Source organism: Sphingomonas sp. UYEF23 (assembly GCF_040546165.1).
GTDB classification, from domain to species: domain Bacteria; phylum Pseudomonadota; class Alphaproteobacteria; order Sphingomonadales; family Sphingomonadaceae; genus Sphingomonas; species Sphingomonas glacialis.
This window is the reverse complement of record NZ_JBEPNG010000004.1, coordinates 171,050-189,112: the sequence shown is the minus strand read 5'-3', so window position 1 is coordinate 189,112 and position 18,063 is coordinate 171,050. Positions and strand designations below refer to the sequence as shown.

Here is an 18,063-nt window from a genome sequence, read left to right as displayed (position 1 = left end):
GAGGCCGGGTGAGGGAAGAGGACGAACTGCCCTCACCCTTCCCCCGCGGCTTCGCCGAGCGGGCCCCTTCCCTCTCCCGAAGGAAGAGGGAGGTTAGGCCATCGCCTCGAGCAGCGTCTTGATGTCGATGAACGCGAACGCGACCGAGCTATCGGCCACGCCGTAGGGCACGAACAGCGTGTCGCCATGCCGGATCGCGCCGCACGTATAGACGACGTTGGGCACATAGCCCTCGCGGTCCTGGTTCGCCGCAGCGAGGATCGGCTCGCGTGTGCGGCCGATCACCTTGGCCGGGTTGGTCTTGTCGAGCAGCACCGCACCGATCGCATATTTGCGCATTGCGCCAACGCCGTGCGTCAGCAGCAGCCAGCCCTCGTCGAGCTCGATCGGCGGGCCGCAATTGCCGATCTGGACCAGCTCCCACGGATACATCGGCCCGAGCAGCTTTTCGCCCTCGTCCCAATGCGTCAGCGTGTCGGATTTGATGAGATACAGGTTTTCGCCGTCCTGCCGGCCGATCATCATGTACTGGCCGTTCACCTTGCGCGGGAACAGCCCCATGCCCTTGTTGCGCGACGCCGAACCCGACATCGGCACCAGATCGAACGCGCGGAAGTCGCGCGTACGCATCAGCTCCGACTGGATCGTCGAGCCGTTATACGCGGTGTACGTGCCGAGCCATTCGTAGCTGCCATCGTCATGCTGGAACTGGACGAGGCGAAGATCCTCGAGCCCCTTCGACTGTGCCGCCGTGATCGGGAAGATCACCGTACCCGACAGCGTCGAATCGCGGTGGCGATAGACGGTGATCGGCCCCTCGGGCAGTTCTTCCTCGTCGAGCCCGACCGCATCGGTCGCGGTCGCGAACGGCGGCTCGGGCGCGAGCTTCAACTGATTGCCGTCGGTAATGATGCCTTCGCGGAACGCGACCGAGGAGATGTGCCCTTCGCCCACCGCGCGCAAGCTCATCAGGATGCGCTGCGATCCCGCAGGCATGCCCGACTGGTCGAAATGCGGCACCGCGCTGGGATTCATCAACGCCGCCGCAGCATAGCTGTATTCGTGGCAGAAATAGGCACCGATCAGCTGGCGCTTCTCGTCGCCGATCTCGCTGCCGTCGAGCCCGAGCATCGCCTCGATCTCGTCGTAGCGCGTCATGAAGACGCGCCGCGTCTGCCAATGCCGCGCCTCGAAATCCTTGAGCACCACCTCGAGCTCGGCGCGCGTCTCGGCAGCATCGAGCGCCATCACGGCATTGACGATCCGCTCGGTGCGGTTGCCACCATTGCCGCTCCAGGCAAGGTGGAACGGTCGCACGACGACTCGTGACGGGTCGGCGTGGAGTCGCAATGGGTGTTCAAACAGCTCGATCACAATATCGCCTCGCGTAACGCCTTGGCGACGTCGCGAGCGAGGCTACGCGACGGCGCGATCCGGTCCTGCCACGCTTTGCGCCCGCTTTGCCAGCCCGGAAATCGTGCAACCGGCCAATTGCAGCGCCAAAATCGACTCGGCACCCTGATTCCGGTTGAGCCCGCTCGGCATCAAGCCGTCGAAGCAGCCGCCATCCTGGACGGTTGCCAGCGGCAAATCGAGATCGTTCTGCCCGAGATACCAGCGATACGCGCGGTTGGCTTCCTCGACCCAACGCGCGTCCCGCGATGCATCGAACGCCGCGCTGCACGCGTCGATCGTCGCCTGCGCCTCGAGCGGCTGCTGGTCGAACTGCAACGGCTCGGCATAGACCCGCCCGAAGCTCTCGCTGCCGACCGCGCGGAAGCGGCCGTCGGGCGAGGTCTGCTTGGCGACGATCCATTCGAGCGTCTTTAGGCCGCACTGGATCATGTCGTCGCGCTGGAGCGCAAGACCGGCACGCAGCAGGGCCTCGGGCAGACGCGCATTATCATACGCCAACACGATCTCGAACCATTCCCACTGCGGACGGCGCGCATCCTCGAGCAAGGCGAGCAGATCGTCGCCGAAGCGCGTGAGAATCGTCCGGGCGAGGGAATGCGTTGGAACCACCTCGAGCATCGCCGCGGCACCCAGCATCGCAAAAGCGTGTGCGCGTGGCGATCCCAGTTCGAGCGACAGCGACGCCGTCATGTCGAACATCGATGCGGCCCACATCTTGTGCTTGTCCATCTGCGCATCGCGCGCGGTCACGCCGAAGGCCCACAGCGTGCGACCGTTCGAATCCTCCGAACCGAACTCCTCGCACCAGGTGCGATCGAAATTCATGAAGTTGCGGAAACGCCGCTCCTCGGGGTTCCAGGCATATTGCAGGAACGACGCATAAATCGTCATCCACTTGTCGCGCTGGACCTCGTCGAGCGACGTCATCTGGCTTACCAGCATGAGCGCACGGGCATTGTCGTCGATGCAATAGCCATGGCGGCGATCGGGAATCGAGAAGATCGAATGCTGCAGCATGCCGGTCGAATCGCTCATCCGCTCGACCGCCGCGAAATCGGGCGCGAGCGGAGTCAGCGCCGCAGTACTGCTCGGCATGCGCAACGGCTTGGAGGCGACCATCTGCCCAATCTCGCGCATCGCGAGTTCAGCGAGGCGCGGCCAGATCATCGTACGGCCACGCGCATAGGCACGCTCCGAAAGCTTGATCCGGTTGCGCTCGCTGCCGAGCAAGGCGTTGATCTCGCGCGCGAACGCTGCGGAATCCCCAAAGTCGACGAGCACGCCGTACCCATCCGCGAGAATCTCGGTGGCATGGACATACGGCGTCGAGACCACCGCCTTGCCGACGCCGACTGCGTAGGACAAGGTCCCCGAGGTGATCTGCGCCGGATTGAGATACGGCGTCGCATAGATGTCTGCCGCCTGCAGATAGTCGATGAGCTCGTCATGCTCGAGAAACGCATCGATGAATTCGATATTGCGACCGACCCCGAGATCGAGCGCAAGCGCCTTCAACTTGTCGCGATACTTTTCGCCTTCGTGTGCGACGAGGTTCGGATGCGTCGCACCCAGCACGGCATAGAGCACGTTGGGGTTCTGCTCGACGATCGCGGGCAGCGCATTGATCATCACTTCGATGCCCTTGCCCGGCGCGAGCAGGCCGAAGGTCAGGACGACGTCGCGCCCTTCCCAGCCAAAGCGCGACTTGAGCGTGTTGGGATCGACGAACTCGCGATCGGGAACACCGTGCGGGATCATCACGATCGACCGGCCGGTTGCACCATAAACGCGCTCGAGGATCTCACGACCACGCTCGGCCATGACGATGACGCGCGACGCACGCCGCAACAGGCCTTCCATCACGCGACGCTGATCGGCGTTGGGCTTTTCGAGGATCGTATGGAGCGTGACGATCACCGGCATCGACACGCGCTCGAGCAAGGCAAGGATATGCTCGCCCGCTGCGCCGCCGAAAATGCCGTATTCGTGCTGCAGCCACAACGCCTGCGCACCGCTCGCCTCGATCTCGCGCGCGGCTTCGAGATACTGCATCCGGTCCTGCTCGGGGATGCTGCGCGTCACCTCGGGGGGATATTCGTACCGGCCGGGGTGATCGTCCATCGCATAGACGTCGATCTTAAGATCCGGGAACCGGCTCTTCAGCGCGGTGAAGGTATCGGTGGTATAGGTTGCAAGACCACATTTACGCGGCAGAAAATTACCGACCAAAGCCAGGTGGTCGATCGAGTTCACGACATCCGCCAGTTGCACCATGTTCGCAAATCCTATTTCTGACGGGGCTTATACCCTCGAGTTACCTCTCCCGAACGGCCAAGTTTCAATATGGTTGCAAGAATGTTGCATTGCAACAATGGGAATTGTCTGATCCAAATCAACCTTGCGGTAGGATGAACGGGCCCAGCGCTCAACCGCGCCCGCGATAGCCCGGAACGTCCTGCGACGGCAGCCACAGGCTCTCGGGCGGTGCGCCCGATTGCCAGAAAACGTCGATCGGAATGCCACCGCGCGGGTACCAATACCCACCGATTCGCAACCATGTCGGCTGCATCTCGGTGAACAGCCGTTCGCCAATCCCGACGGTGCAATCCTCATGGAACGCCTGGTGGTTGCGGAACGCGCCGAGAAACAGCTTGAGCGACTTCGATTCGACGATCGTTGCTGCAGGTGCGTAATCGATCACGAGATGCGCGAAATCGGGCTGTGCCGTCACCGGGCAAAGCGAGGTGAATTCGGGCACCGCGAAGCGCACCAGATACAGGCGGCCGGGCCGCGGGTTGGGAACGTAATCGAGCACCGCCTCCTCGGGCGAAGTGGGGAGTGCGCTGGTTTGGCCGAGATGCATAGGAGTCATGCACAGCGATATAGGGAAGCGATCCGCCCCCGTCATCCCGCACCGATCATCCCGCGCGGATGATCCTTGAGCGTCTCGACGGCGCGCGATCGGATGGTTAGGCTATCAAAAAACCAAGGAGACGATCGATGGATTCGCTGGTGACAACCGAATGGCTCGCAAACGAGCTGGGCGCGAACGACCTGAGGATTGTCGACGCCACCTATTTCGCCGGACTCGTCGACCGCGACCCCGCTGCCGAATATGAAGCCGCGCACATCCCGGGCGCCGTGTTCATGGATCTCGCCGAGATCGCCGACACCAGCAGCACGCTGCCCTCGATGCTCCCCGCCCCCGAAAAGTTCTCCAGCCGGATGCAGTCGCTCGGCCTCGGCGATGGCAGCCGCATCGTGCTTTACGACAATTCGCCGCTCCACACCTCCGCGCGCGCTTGGTTCATGCTGCGCACCTTCGGCGCGCATGACGTCGCGATCCTCGATGGCGGGCTCACCAAGTGGCAGGCCGAAGGGCGTGAGACGGCCAGCGGCAAGGAGCAGCTCCGCCACCGCCACTTCACCGTCTGGGCCGACGACAAGGGCGTCCGCACGCTCGATCAGATGAAGGCCAATGTCGACAGCGGCGCCGAGCAAGTGCTCGACGCGCGCTCGGCCGCACGCTTCACCGGCGAGGAACCCGATCCGCGCCCGGCGACGCATGCCGGCCATATCCCGGGCTCGAAGAACCTCCCCGTCGGCGAGCTCTTCAATGCCGATGGCACGTGGAAGACCGGCGACGCGTTGAAGTCGGCGTTCGAAGGCGCGGGCATCGATGTCGCCAAGCCGCTCGTCACGACCTGCGGCTCGGGAATCACCGCCTCGGCGCTGGCGTTCGGTGCGCACCTGCTCGGCAACCAGGCGGCGGTCTATGACGGCAGCTGGTCCGAATGGGGTGCCGACCGCACCACGCCAAAGGCGACCGGCGCGGCGTAAGCGCATCTCGAAAGCCCCTCCCCTGAACGGGGGGGCTTCCAACAATACGCGCGACGCTCTTGCCTTCTTCACGGTCTCCGGCTTTGCAGGCCCTGCATTGCAGGATTTCGCGCCATGAAGAAGACCGCTGCCCCCAAGGGCGATTCGACCCGCGTCGTCACCGCCGGCCGCCGAAAGGAATGGACGCAGGGGATCGTCAACACGCCGGTCTGGCGCGCCTCGACGATCCTCTACGATTCGGTCGCGGATCTGCGCGAGGCGGGTGGGCGCGATACGCACCACCGGCTGTTCTACGGTCGCAAGGGCACGCCGACGCAGTGGAGCCTCGCCGATGCGCTGACCGAGCTCGAGCCCGGCGCCGAAGGCACCTTCCTTTACCCCTCGGGCGTCGCGGCGATCGCTGCCGCCTTGCTGTCGGTGCTCTCGCCCGGCGACGAACTGCTCCTCCCCGACAGCGCCTATGATCCGACTCGCGCAATGGGCATGGGGCTGCTCAAGCGGATGGGGATCACGACGCGCTTCTATGATCCGATGAGCGGCGCGGGCATCGCCGACGTGATCACCGATGCGACTCGCGCGATCCTGCTCGAGAGCCCCGGCAGCCTGACCTTCGAGGTTCAGGATATTCCCGCGATCGTCTCCGTCGCCAAGGCGCGCGGCATCACCACGCTGCTCGACAACACCTGGGCGACGCCGCTGTTCTTCCCCGCGATCGCGCACGGCATCGACCTCACGATCCTCGCCTGCACAAAATATATCGTCGGCCATAGCGACGTGATGCTGGGCTCGGTCACCGCCGCGCCGGGCCATTTCGCGCGGCTGCGCGACACCAGCTTCCAGCTCGGCCAGATCGCCAGCCCCGACGACAGCTGGCTCGGCAGCCGTGGCCTGCGCACGATGGCGATCCGGCTCAAGCAGCATCAGGCAAGCGCGCTCGAGATCGCGCACTGGCTCGAGCAGCAGCCCGAAGTCGCGACCGTGCTCCACCCGGCTTTGCCGAGCTGCCCCGGCCACGCGCACTTCCTGCGCGACTTTACGGGGTCGTCGGGGCTGTTCTCGTTCGTCCTCAACGGCGGTGGCGAGGCCGATCGCGCGCGGCTGATCGACGGGCTCGAGCATTTCGGGATCGGCTATAGCTGGGGCGGGTTCGAAAGCCTCGCGCTGCCGGTCGACCCACAACGCCATCGCAGCGTCACGCGCCGCGCCGATGCCGGGCCACTCGTCCGGCTGCAGATCGGCCTCGAGGATCCGGCGGATCTGATCGCCGACCTTGCCGCCGGCCTGGCGCGCTTTTCCGCTCAGCAATGATTTGAAACACGGGTGTTGCGCAACAGCCACAATAGCGCGGTATCCCGCGCACGCGCGCGAATTAAGTTGTGCGATGCAGCGTAGCTCGGCAATGAAAGATCTTGCCGCTTAGCTGCGCGGGAGGTCTTGCGCCTCCGACAGACGCCGCATCGGTAAAGCAGGCGGGGACAGTCGCATTTTCGAAAGGGAAACGATGCGCTTCTCCACATCTACGCTTGGCGCGCTCTTGCTCGCCGCCTCCGCCACGCCCGCCTTTGCGCAGGATGTCCCCACCACCACCACGCCCGACGCCAAGGACGCGCCCGCCGCGGCGCCTGCCGCGCCCGACAAGCCGTTCAAGATCACCGGCGGCGCAACGCTGATCAGCGATTACCGCTTCCGCGGTTTGACCCAGACCAACGGCGAAGGCGCCGTCCAGGGCACGATCAACATCAACAGCTCGGCCGGCTTCTATGTCGGCACCTGGGCCTCGACGATCGACGGCAGCGGCAAGACCCCGCTGCTCACCGGATACGGCGATGCCGAGGTCGATCTGTACGCCGGCTATACCAAGACCTTCAGCGGCCTCACGGTCGATGGCGGCCTGCTCTATTATTACTATCCGAGCGGCGTGAAGGGCCTCAACACCGACTTCTTCGAGCCCTATGCTTCGGTCAGCTACACGCTCGGCCCGGTCTCGACCAAGGTCGGCGGCAATTATGCGTGGGGCGGCCAGAAGGGCCTCGATTTCACGCCGAACAACAAGGACGACAATATCTACGTCTATGGCGAGGCCTCGGTCGCGGTGCCCAAGACGCCGATCACGCTGAAGGGCCATCTCGGCTATACCGATGGCTCGCTCGGCCTCGCCAACCTCAACGGCAACGACCGCAACTATCTCGACTGGTCGGCAACCGCCGAAGCCGTCGGGGGTCCGTTCAAGGTCGGCGTGAGCTATGTCGATACCGACATCACCAACAACAAGGTCGGCGGGCTGTACCGGCGCGGCTATGCGTCGCGCTTCGGCCGCGGATCGACCGTGCTCGCCTATGTCGGCGTGAACTTCTGATACGAAAAAGGGAGCGCCCTTGCGGGCACTCCCTCTGATCGGTCCCGAAACCCTCTCCCGCGGCCGCGGGGGAGGGTTTTGTTTTGGGTCACTTCGGCGCGGTCGCCTTGGCGGCCTGACCGTCGCCCTCGGGCGCTGCGACCACGTCGCGCGTCGTCGTGCCCTTGTCGACCACGGTCGTGCCCGGATCGCCGACCGACGAGCGGATGCCGGGATCGTCCGAATCGACACCCGCCTGCGAGATCGCCGCGCTTTCGGCGGCGCTGCGCGGCGCGGTGCCGCCGAACAGCGCGTCGAGCGCCTGCGCGTTGGCGCTGGTGTCGTTCGCGCGGGCCGCACCTGGCTTTGGCGGGGTCAGCGAGAAATCGGGCGGAATGACGAGCGGTGCCTGGCGCGCGACCGAGAATTCGTCGGGTCCGCTGCGGCCACCCTTGCCATGCGCGCAAGCGCCCAACGCGAGCAGCGCCACGCCGGCCGACAGAATCGAAATCTTACGCATGGATATTCTCCGTTGGGCCCTGGTCCGCCCCAGATGCTTTGGTCCCAGAATCTTGGTTCGGTGTATCTCGTATCAGAAGCGCGCGCGCGAGCAAGATGAGCACGCCGATACTGATCGCCGCGTCGGCGATGTTGAACACCAGAAACGGCTGCCACGCGCCGAAATGCAGATCGGCGAAATCGACGACATAGCCGAGCCGGATCCGGTCGAGGATGTTGCCGAACGCGCCGCCGAGCACGAGCCCGAGCGCCATCTGGTCGGCGCGCTTGGTCTCGCGCAGCATCCACACCAGCACGCCGACCGCGATCGCGCCGGTCATCAGCACCAGCAGCCAGCGCGTCGTATCGGTATCGGCGTGGAGCAGCCCGAGCGACACGCCGCGATTGGCGACGAAGCGCAGGTTGAAGAACGACGTGACGTAATGCGCGTTGGTCATCGCATCGAGCTTGAGCCCCTCGGTCACGCCGAGCTTGGCGGCCTGGTCGGCGACGAAGAGCGCGACCGCGGTCGCGAAGCCTGCGAGCGGGAGCCTCATGCCACCACCGCCTCGCAGCGATCGCACAGATCGCCGTCTTCTTCGACCTCGGGGAGCAGCCGCCAGCAGCGACCGCATTTGTGGAAGTCGGTCCGCGCCACCGCGAGCGTGTCGCCGAGCGTAACCTGCGCGACGATGAACAGCTCGGCGAGTTCGGCAACCGGCAGCGGCGCCTCGGGCACGACCACCTCGGCCTCGAGGCTCGAGCGCACGATCTTCTCGCGGCGCAGCGGCTCGATCGCCTCGGTCACTTGCTGGCGCAAGGCGCGGACGGCGTCCCACTTCGCCGCATCGACGCTGTCGACTGCGGGCACCTCCGGCCATTCGAGCAGGTGCACCGAGCCGTCCTCGCTCGGGAAGCGCGCCTGCCACGTCTCCTCGGCGGTGAAGCACAGCACCGGCGCAGCATAGCGGACGAGCGCGTGGAACAGCGTGTCGAACACCGTCCGCACCGCGCGCCGCTTGGGAGCGGTCGGCGCGTCGCAATAGAGCGAATCCTTGCGGATATCGAAGTAGAAGGCCGACAGATCCTCCTGCGCGAACTCGGTCAGCAGCCGGACATAGCTGTTGAAGTCGTATACGAGGACAGCCGCCTTGAGCTTGGCGTCGAGCTCGGCAAGCAGGTGGAGCACATAGCGTTCGAGCTCGGGCATCTCCGCGACCGGCAGCCGCTCGCTCTCCTCGAACCCGTCGAGCGCGCCGAGCAGATAGCGGAAGGTGTTGCGCAGCTTGCGATACTGGTCGGAGACGCCGCCGAGGATCTCCTTGCCGATGCGGTGGTCCTCGGTGAAATCGACCGACAGCGCCCACAGCCGCAGGATGTCCGCGCCCGATTCCTTCATCAGATCGAGCGGGTTGATCGTGTTGCCGAGGCTCTTGGACATCTTCATGCCCTTGGAGTCCATCGTGAAGCCATGCGTCAGCACCGCATTGTACGGCGCGCGCCCACGCGTGCCGCACGCCTCCATCAACGACGACTGGAACCAGCCGCGATGCTGGTCCGATCCTTCGAGATAGAGGTCGGCCGGCCATTGCAGATCGGGCCAGCGCCCGCTCTCGAGCACGAAGGCATGCGTGCAGCCACTGTCGAACCACACGTCGAGAATGTCGGTGACGCGCTCGTAATCGGCGAGCGCGTAATCGGGGCCGAGCAGGTCCTGCGCCGCTTCCTCGGACCACGCATCGACGCCCTCGGCGTTGATCGCGGCGATGATGCGCGCGTTGACAGCGGGGTCGACGAGATACTGGCCGGTCAGGCGGTTGACGAACAGCGTGATCGGCACGCCCCACGCGCGCTGGCGGCTGATCACCCAATCGGGGCGCCCGGCGACCATCGCGGTGATGCGGTTCTGGCCCTTGGGCGGATACCAGGTGGTCGCTTCGATCGCCGCGAGCGCGGTGGAACGAAGGGTGGTGACAGGCTTCTCGACGTCGCTCGAAGCGAACGGAAGGGAGGGCGCGTCCGCCTGCCGAGAAGAGGTTGTCCCATCCCCGTTCGTGTCGAGCGAAGTCGAGACACCTTCCCCGATCGCCTGATCCATCGGAATGAACCACTGCGGCGTCGCGCGGAAAATGACCTTCGCCTTCGACCGCCACGAGTGCGGATAGGAATGCGCGAAATCATCGCTCGCCGCGAGCAACGCGCCCGCTGCGCGCAGGTCCGCACAGATCGGCCCCTCGGCGGAGACGAACTTCTTATTGATCACCGAGCCCTGCCCACCGAGCCACGCCCAATCGTCGCGATACATCCCCGCGCCATCGACCGCGAAGACCGGCTCGATGCCATATTGCTTGCACAGCAGGAAATCGTCCTCGCCGTGGTCCGGCGCCATATGGACGAGCCCGGTGCCGGCGTCGGTGGTGACGAAATCGCCCGGCAGGAACGGCCGCGGCTTGGCGAAGAAGCCGCCGAGTTCGTGCATCGGATGGCGCGCGGTGGCGCCTTCGAGCTGCGAGCCTGTGCCACGCCAGTAGATTTCGCGAGCGTCCTGGCTAAGCCAGCGCCCATATAGTGCGCCGGAGAGGACCAGCGCCTCGGCGACGAGATATTTCGGCCCGCTATGCTCGCCGACCAAGACATACTCGATCTCCGGCCCATAGCTCAGCGCCTGGTTCACCGGGATCGTCCACGGCGTCGTGGTCCAGATCACCGCATGCGCGCCGACCAGTTCGGGCGCGTTCGGCGCATCCACGATCTCGAACGCCACGTCGATCTGGGTCGACACGACGTCCTCATATTCGACCTCGGCCTCGGCGAGCGCGGTCTTTTCGACGGGCGACCACATCACCGGCTTGGCGCCGCGATAAAGCTGGCCGTCTCCTGCGAACTTCATCAGCTCGGTGACGATCGTCGCCTCGGCGGCGAAATCCATCGTCAGATAGGGATGGTCCCAGTCGCCATTGATGCCGAGCCGCTTGAGCTGCTCGCGTTGCACGTTCACCCAATGCTGCGCATAGGCGCGGCACTCGGCGCGGAACTCGTTCGCGGGGACTTCGTCCTTGTTGCGCTTCTTGGCGCGGTACTGCTCCTCGACCTTCCACTCGATCGGCAGGCCGTGGCAGTCCCAGCCGGGCACGTAGGGCGCGTCCTTGCCGAGCAGCCCCTGCGTGCGGCACACCGTGTCCTTGAGGATATGGTTGAGCGCATGGCCGATATGCATGTCGCCGTTCGCGTACGGCGGGCCATCGTGCAGGATGAACTTCTCCCGGCCGCGGCGGGCCTCGCGCGTCTTCTCGTAAAGGCCCATCGCCTGCCAGCGCGCGAGGATGCCGGGCTCCTTGGCGGGCAGGCCGGCCTTCATCGGAAAGTCGGTCTTCGGCAGGAAGACGGTGTCGCGATAATCGCGGGCGGGGGCTGGTGTGTCGGTCATAGGTAAAGCGCGCTTAGCGTGAAGCCGGGCGCGTAGAAAGCCCCTCCCCTTCAGGGGAGGGGTTGGGGTGGGGAAGTACGCTGCCAGCGGTTTGATAGGGTGGAGGCTGTGGTGGAGATCGATTCCGCTACGCCGGCCAAGTTCGACATGACGTCGGGATTGCTAAAGCGGACGATCGTGAAGCCTAGCGCGGCGAGCCGCGCGTCACGACGCGCGTCTCGATCGGCGTCGTGCGTATCGCCATCAACTTCGATCCCGAGACCGATTGCGGGACAGAAGAAGTCGAGAATCGCCTGAGCTTCTAGAACCACATGCTGGCGGCGAAACTTCAGCCCATCCAGCTGCGAATTAGACAGCGCCCGCCAAAGCCGGATCTCCGGCTCGGTCGGATTACGGCGCAGCTCGTGCGCGCGCTTCAGGAGCTCGGCTTCCGTGGCCACCACTTCCCCACCCCAACCCCTCCCCTAAAGGGGAGGGGCTTAGAAGATCACCAATTCCACACCATCCCCGTCTCGCTGAACGGCTTGGGCTCCATCGGCGGGATCGTCGCGTCGTTGAGGTCGCAGTGCCAGTATCCGACATCGATCCAGCGCCCGTCCTTATACCCCGCCTCGCGGAAGAACCCCGCGCGCTTGAAACCGACCGACTCGTGCAGCCGGATCGAATGGTCGTTGGGCAGCGCGATCACGCCGATCGCATGGGTGAACCCCTGCGCGCGCACCGTGTCGATCAGCGCATCGTACAGCTGCCGCCCGTTGCCACGCCCCTGCGTCCCCGTCTCGAGATAGACCGTCGTCTCGATCGTGAAGCGGTACGCCGGCCGATCGCGGAACGCCGAGGCATATGCATAGCCAAGCACCGCCCCGCCCTCGCCTTCGGTCGCGACCAGCCACGGGTACAGCCCGCGCGACGCCGCCATCCGCTGCGCGATCACGCCGGCATCGGGCGCCTCGGTCTCGAACGACACCGTCCCGCGCTCGACATAAGGGCGGTAGATCGCCGCGATCGCTGCGGCATCGTCGGGGGTCGCGGGCCGGATCGCGATCCGCGTCGGGGCGCGGTCCAGGCTCACAGCCCGAACCGCGCGAGCACGAAGTCCATCAGCCGCGCGTCGCCAGCACGCGGCGCGGTGCCGCCGACGCCGTCGCATTCGAGGCAGCGCGCCTGGATCGCAGCACCCGTGCCGATCCGCGTCACGTCGCCGAGCGCGCGCGCGAACACCGCACGCCGCTCGGCCGCCATCCGCGTGAAGGCATCGCCTGCCGACGCATCGTCATCCTTGTTCGAATCGGCGAACTGCTGGATCATCTTGGCGAACGCGCTGGGCTTCTTCTCGAGATATTCGGCGTGATAGCCGTCGGCCTTTAGCCCCGCGCGCCGCGCCGCCTCGGCGATCGCATCCTGCAACCCGCCGAATTTGTCGACCAGGTGGAGCTGGAGCGCGGTCCCGCCATCCCAGACGCGCCCCTGCGCGATCTCGTTGACTTGCTCGGGCGTCATCTTCCGCGCGCCGGCGACGCGCGTGATGAACTGGCGATAGCCATTCTCGATCCCCGCCTGGAAGATCGCATCGGTCTCCGGGTTGGTGCCGCCATAGATGTCGGGCTGCCCCGAGAGCGGCGTCGTGCGGACGCCGTCGGTGGTCAGCCCGACCTTCTTGAGTGTGTTCTCGAAGGTCGGGATGATCCCGAAGATGCCGATCGAGCCGGTGATCGTCGTCGGCTGCGCGAACACCATGTCGCCCGCGGTCGACACCCAATAGCCGCCCGATGCCGCGACCGAGCCCATCGAGACGACGATCGGCAGCTTCTGTGCCTTCGCCTCCTGGATCGCGCGGCGCATGTCTTCCGATGCGAGCGCCGAGCCGCCGGGCGAATCGACGCGCACGACGAGCGCCTTGAGGTCCTTCTTGGCGAGCGCATCGAGCAGCAGCTTCGACACCGTGTCCGACCCGACCGAGCCGGCCTTCGACTTGCCGTCGATGATGTCGCCCGCGATCGTCAGCACGCCGACCTTGTCGCCGCCGGTCGGCAGCGGATTGGCGGCGACATAGGCGTCGTACTTGATCGTCTTGAACAGCCCGGCCGCCTTGCCGCTGTCGACCCCGGCGATCGCGGCGACGCGCTTGCCGAAGTCGAGCCGCGTGCCGAGCTTGTCGACCAGCCCCGCGTCCATATTGGCCTTGGCGATGTCGCCCTGCGCCGCGGTGATGACCGCGCCCGGCGTCGCGAGGAAGGGCGCGAACTTCGCCTTGGGGCGTGCACGCGCGACCGACTGCTGCCAATTGGCGAACAGCACCTGGTAGAGCTTGACCACTTCCTCCTTCGCCTCGGGCGAGGCTTCGGTGCGGGTATAGGGCTCGACGAACGACTTGTACTTGCCGACGCGGTAGACGTGCGCATTGACGCCGAGCTTGTCGATCAGGCCTTTGTAATAGAGCTGCGATCCGCCCGGCCCCATGAACAGCGTGCCGCCCATCGGGCTTTCCCAGATCTCGCTGGCGTTCGCGGCGAGGCGATAGCCGGAATCGGTATAGGCGGTGGCATAGGCCAGCACCGGCTTGCCCCCCTTCCCATCGGAACCGTCGCGAACGCGGCGCAGCGCAGCGCCGACGTCCTCGAGCGCCGCGGGATAGCCGCCGCCGAACGAGTCGAGATCGAGCACGACCACCTTGACGCGGTCGTCCTTGGCCGCCTTGTCGAGGCTGCGGACCACGTCGCGCAGGCGATATTCGCGCTGGATGCCGTTTCCGCTCAGGCTGGCGAAGGCGCTTGCCTCCTGCGTCTGCTCGACGATCGGGCCATCGAGCTTGAGCACGAGCGCACCGTCGCCGATCGCCGCCTTGTTCGGTTTCGAGGCGAGCGCTGCGAACAGCAGGCCAAAGAACAGCAGCATCGCGATAAGGACCAGCGCGTCCTTGATGCCGACGAGAATTTTCCACGCGCCGCGTACGAGTTTCACTTGGCCGCTCCTTGTTGGCGGAGATCACATCGCCTCGCTACGGCAAGCCACCAGCCGAGTAAATGCGTGCTATACGACCAACACGGCAATTCGCCGATTTTGCATTTGGTTCCGCAGAAATTTGGCTGCGCCCGTTGACGATGCGAGACCTCGCCATCATATCCGCCTTGCTGGCACTCACCAACGTCGAGTGCTAACACATGTTCATTATAAAGGGACTTCGCCCATGACCTTTCGTCCGTTGCACGATCGCGTGCTCGTCCGCCGCGTAGAGGCAGAAGAAAAGACCGCCGGCGGGATCATCATCCCCGAGACCGCCAAGGAAAAGCCGCAGGAAGGCGAAGTCGTCTCCGTCGGCACCGGCGCGCGCAACGAAGCCGGTGAAATCCACCCGCTCGAAGTCAAGGCCGGCGACAAGATCCTGTTCGGCAAATGGTCGGGCACCGAGGTCAAGATCGACGGCGAAGACCTGCTGATCATGAAGGAATCGGACATCCTCGGGATCGTCGGTTAACTGCTTCTCCGCGTAACTTTCACCACATTTCTCATCTGAAAGGGTAGCCTCATCATGGCAGCCAAGGACGTAAAATTCGGCCGTGACGCGCGCGAGCGCATCCTCCGTGGCGTCGACATCCTCGCCGACGCCGTCAAGGTCACGCTGGGGCCAAAGGGCCGCAACGTCGTGATCGACAAGAGCTTCGGCGCACCGCGCATCACCAAGGACGGCGTCACCGTCGCCAAGGAAATCGAGCTCAAGGACAAGTTCGAGAACATGGGCGCGCAGATGCTGCGCGAAGTCGCCTCGAAGACCAACGACATCGCCGGCGACGGCACGACCACCGCAACGGTTCTGGCGCAGGCGATCGTTCGCGAGGGCATGAAGTCGGTCGCAGCGGGCATGAACCCGATGGATCTGAAGCGCGGTATCGATCTCGCGGTCATCAAGGTCGTCGAGGACGTCAAGTCGCGGTCGAAGCCGGTTTCGGGTTCGCACGAAGTCGCCCAGGTCGGCATCATCTCGGCCAATGGCGATCGTGAAGTCGGCGAGAAGATCGCCGAAGCGATGGAGAAGGTCGGCAAGGAAGGCGTGATCACCGTCGAGGAAGCCAAGGGTCTCGAATTCGAGCTCGACGTCGTCGAAGGCATGCAGTTCGACCGTGGCTACCTCTCGCCCTACTTCATCACCAACCCCGAGAAGATGTCGGTCGAGCTTCAGGATCCCTACATCCTGATCCACGAGAAGAAGCTGTCGAACCTTCAAGCGATGCTCCCGATCCTGGAAGCCGTCGTTCAGTCGGGTCGTCCGCTCTTGATCATCGCCGAGGACATCGAGGGCGAGGCACTCGCCACGCTCGTCGTCAACAAGCTGCGCGGCGGCCTCAAGGTCGCAGCTGTCAAGGCACCGGGCTTCGGCGATCGCCGCAAGGCGATGCTCGAGGACATCGCGATCCTGACCAAGGGCGAGATGATCTCGGAAGACCTCGGCATCAAGCTCGAGTCGGTCACGATCGGCATGCTCGGCACCGCTAAGCGCGTCACGATCGACAAGGACAACACCGTCATCGTCGACGGTGCTGGTGACTCGGACGCGATCAAGGGCCGCACCGATGCGATCCGTCAGCAGATCGAGAACACGACGTCGGACTACGACAAGGAGAAGCTCCAGGAGCGTCTCGCCAAGCTTGCCGGCGGCGTTGCTGTCATCAAGGTCGGCGGTTCTTCGGAAGTCGAAGTCAAGGAGCGCAAGGACCGCGTCGACGACGCGCTGCACGCAACCCGCGCAGCCGTTGAAGAAGGCATCGTCCCCGGCGGCGGCACGGCCCTCCTTTACGCCAGCAAGGTCCTCGACGGCCTGACCGGTGCGAACGAAGACCAGACGCGCGGCATCGACATCGTCCGCAAGTCGCTGACCTCGCTGGTGCGCCAGATCGCCACCAATGCCGGCCACGACGGCGCGGTCGTCTCGGGCAAGCTGCTCGATGGCAACGATCCGACGATCGGCTTCAACGCAGCGACCGACACGTACGAAAACCTGGTCGAAGCCGGCGTGATCGATCCGACCAAGGTCGTCCGCACCGCGCTGCAGAACGCAGCATCGGTCGCCGGCCTGCTCATCACGACCGAAGCGGCCGTGAGCGAACTGCCGGAAGACAAGCCCGCAATGCCGATGGGCGGCGGCGGCATGGGCGGCATGGGCGGTATGGACTTCTGAGCCAACGCGGCCTGACATAGCGAGAGCTATGTCAGGACTCGCGTGGCTCCGGCCGGCGGGTCGGCGAGCATGCTCGACGATCCCGTCCGACGCAGCGCCGGCTTTGCCGGTGCCGGAACCAACGCCCGGCCCCTCGGCTGGACCAAGACGAAGGGCCGACGGAGCGATCCGCCGGCCCTTTGTTTGTCTGGCGATTGGGCGTATATTGCGTGTCATGTCCGCGATCGCCCTCGACCCAGCCTATCGCCGCGTCAGCGTCGAGGAATTCCTCGAGATGGATTTTGGCGGCGCCAAGGCCGAGCTCGAAGACGGCATGATCTATATGATGGCGGGCGGCAGCGAAGAGCATGCGCGGATAGCCTTCAATATCCTTATGGCGCTCGGCCCGCGCCTTCGCGGCTCAGGCTGTCGCCCGTACGGCTCCGACCTCGCCGCCCAGACCGACATACGCACGGTGCGCCTCCCCAACGTCAGCGTCTATTGCAACAACCCGGCCGCCCCCGAGAACGCGCGCAAGAAATTGCTCGGCGATCCGCAGGTGGTGTTCGAAGTGCTGTCGCCCTCGACGTCGGCGCACGACCAAAAGGTCAAGCTCGCCGAATATTGCGCGCTTGCCGGCATGCGCGAGGTGATCCTCGTCGACCCCGCGGAAGAGCGCATCCATCTCGTCCAGCGCACGCCTACCGGCGGCTGGACCGCCGACTGGCTCGCGACGGGCGACGACCTGACGATACCCTCGCTGAACCTCACGATTCCCCACGCCGAAATCTTCGCGCGCGACTGACGGCTCAGTTCGAGCTCGGCATATCCGCCACCGCGGCACGCGTCGGTGCCGCTGGTGCCGGGCATTTGCGCGCATAGCCCAGCCCCTTCAGAAACGCGCGCCGTGTCTGCCCGGCATAGACCGCCGCCTCGGCGCGGCGCTGCTCCTTGTCCGCCCCGGTGATGACCCGGACGAGGCCAAGCCCCGGGATCAGCGTACTGACCGCCATCCGCGCCGCCACCGCCGCGATTTCGCTGCCCTCGCCCTTGGCCTTGCCCGGCACGTCGACATCGGCGCCGAGTGCACCGTCGAGCTTCCGAACTTCGCCCGCAATCGTCGCGCAGCTTTGCGTATGCGCTGCGGAATACGGCGCCGACGCCGCGAGCTGAAGGACAGGCGGAATCTTGGTCTTCTCGATCCGCGTGTCGCGCAGTGGCTGCGTCACGACATGCCCGAGGCTGTCGCGCTCTTGCGCATGGCCGCTCACGGCCGCGATCGAGCCGATCAGCAGCGCGCTCAGGCCGTAAACTATGGGGGTGCGACGCATCGGTGTCCTCCGCCTGATTCGGTTTGAGCGTCTCCCCTACCATAGACCGGTCGCCGACTCGCGC

The 18,063-nt window shown here is 65.2% G+C and carries 16 protein-coding genes; 6 read left to right on the top strand and 10 right to left on the bottom strand.

Annotation, left to right across the window (positions count from 1 at the left end; genetic code table 11):
• Positions 1-93 precede the first annotated feature (93 nt).
• The 3 genes from ABIB28_RS09755 to queF all read right to left on the bottom strand — a co-directional run bounded on the left by ABIB28_RS09755 (position 94) and on the right by queF (position 4,288).
• The gene (locus tag ABIB28_RS09755; protein WP_133186608.1) at positions 94-1,374 is read right to left on the bottom strand and encodes a glycoside hydrolase family 130 protein; all 1,281 of its coding nucleotides are present in this window, start codon (positions 1,372-1,374) and stop codon (positions 94-96) included.
• A 42-nt stretch (positions 1,375-1,416) separates the two neighbouring features.
• Positions 1,417-3,690 (bottom strand): glycosyltransferase family 4 protein, encoded by a 2,274-nt coding sequence (locus ABIB28_RS09750; protein ID WP_354287985.1) that lies wholly within the window; start codon positions 3,688-3,690, stop codon positions 1,417-1,419.
• 151 nt (positions 3,691-3,841) lie between these two features.
• A complete protein-coding gene (queF, locus tag ABIB28_RS09745; protein ID WP_189675766.1) occupies positions 3,842-4,288 on the bottom strand; it encodes a preQ(1) synthase in 447 nt (148 codons plus the stop codon).
• 128 nt (positions 4,289-4,416) lie between these two features.
• Here queF and ABIB28_RS09740 point away from each other — a divergent pair, with 128 nt between their 5' ends.
• The 3 genes from ABIB28_RS09740 (at position 4,417) to ABIB28_RS09730 (ending at position 7,612) form a co-directional block, all read left to right on the top strand.
• Positions 4,417-5,256 (top strand): sulfurtransferase, encoded by an 840-nt coding sequence (locus tag ABIB28_RS09740; RefSeq protein WP_354287984.1) that lies wholly within the window; start codon positions 4,417-4,419, stop codon positions 5,254-5,256.
• A gap of 114 nt (positions 5,257-5,370) precedes the next feature.
• Complete coding sequence (gene metC / locus ABIB28_RS09735) at positions 5,371-6,564, top strand: cystathionine beta-lyase (protein ID WP_354287983.1); 1,194 nt, start codon at positions 5,371-5,373, stop codon at positions 6,562-6,564.
• Between the two features lie 193 nt (positions 6,565-6,757).
• Entirely contained in the window at positions 6,758-7,612 is an 855-nt protein-coding gene (locus ABIB28_RS09730; protein WP_354287982.1) for a TorF family putative porin, read from the top strand.
• An 88-nt stretch (positions 7,613-7,700) separates the two neighbouring features.
• On the opposite strand, the gene ABIB28_RS09725 is transcribed toward ABIB28_RS09730, so the two are convergent.
• Genes ABIB28_RS09725 through sppA form a run of 6 tightly spaced genes read right to left on the bottom strand, consistent with a single transcriptional unit; the run spans position 7,701 to position 14,477 of the window.
• A complete protein-coding gene (locus ABIB28_RS09725) occupies positions 7,701-8,111 on the bottom strand; it encodes a DUF3035 domain-containing protein (protein WP_133186598.1) in 411 nt (136 codons plus the stop codon).
• Positions 8,104-8,646, bottom strand: a complete 543-nt coding sequence (lspA, locus tag ABIB28_RS09720) for a signal peptidase II (protein ID WP_189675770.1) — start codon at positions 8,644-8,646, stop codon at positions 8,104-8,106. The genes ABIB28_RS09725 and lspA overlap by 8 nt, the downstream gene beginning before the upstream one ends.
• On the bottom strand, positions 8,643-11,516 hold the full coding sequence (ileS, locus tag ABIB28_RS09715) for an isoleucine--tRNA ligase (RefSeq protein WP_354287981.1): 2,874 nt from the start codon (positions 11,514-11,516) through the stop codon (positions 8,643-8,645). Before ileS ends, lspA begins: the two co-directional genes overlap by 4 nt.
• A 50-nt stretch (positions 11,517-11,566) precedes the next feature.
• Positions 11,567-11,956, bottom strand: coding sequence for an endonuclease domain-containing protein (locus tag ABIB28_RS09710; RefSeq protein WP_354287980.1), 390 nt, complete (start codon positions 11,954-11,956; stop codon positions 11,567-11,569).
• A gap of 47 nt (positions 11,957-12,003) precedes the next feature.
• Positions 12,004-12,588 (bottom strand): GNAT family N-acetyltransferase, encoded by a 585-nt coding sequence (locus tag ABIB28_RS09705; protein ID WP_189675772.1) that lies wholly within the window; start codon positions 12,586-12,588, stop codon positions 12,004-12,006.
• Positions 12,585-14,477: a signal peptide peptidase SppA gene (gene sppA / locus ABIB28_RS09700; protein WP_354287979.1), complete on the bottom strand. Its 1,893-nt coding sequence runs from the start codon at positions 14,475-14,477 to the stop codon at positions 12,585-12,587. The genes ABIB28_RS09705 and sppA overlap by 4 nt, the downstream gene beginning before the upstream one ends.
• A gap of 226 nt (positions 14,478-14,703) precedes the next feature.
• Here sppA and groES point away from each other — a divergent pair, with 226 nt between their 5' ends.
• From groES to ABIB28_RS09685, 3 genes are all read left to right on the top strand, one after another.
• Entirely contained in the window at positions 14,704-14,991 is a 288-nt protein-coding gene (gene groES, locus ABIB28_RS09695) for a co-chaperone GroES (protein WP_010183565.1), read from the top strand.
• 54 nt (positions 14,992-15,045) lie between these two features.
• Positions 15,046-16,689: a chaperonin GroEL gene (gene groL / locus ABIB28_RS09690; RefSeq protein WP_133186586.1), complete on the top strand. Its 1,644-nt coding sequence runs from the start codon at positions 15,046-15,048 to the stop codon at positions 16,687-16,689.
• A gap of 214 nt (positions 16,690-16,903) precedes the next feature.
• On the top strand, positions 16,904-17,473 hold the full coding sequence (locus tag ABIB28_RS09685) for a Uma2 family endonuclease (protein ID WP_354287978.1): 570 nt from the start codon (positions 16,904-16,906) through the stop codon (positions 17,471-17,473).
• 4 nt (positions 17,474-17,477) lie between these two features.
• Here ABIB28_RS09685 and ABIB28_RS09680 read toward each other — a convergent pair whose 3' ends face one another.
• On the bottom strand, positions 17,478-17,999 hold the full coding sequence (locus ABIB28_RS09680) for a hypothetical protein (protein ID WP_354287977.1): 522 nt from the start codon (positions 17,997-17,999) through the stop codon (positions 17,478-17,480).
• Between the last annotated feature and the right edge of the window lie 64 nt (positions 18,000-18,063).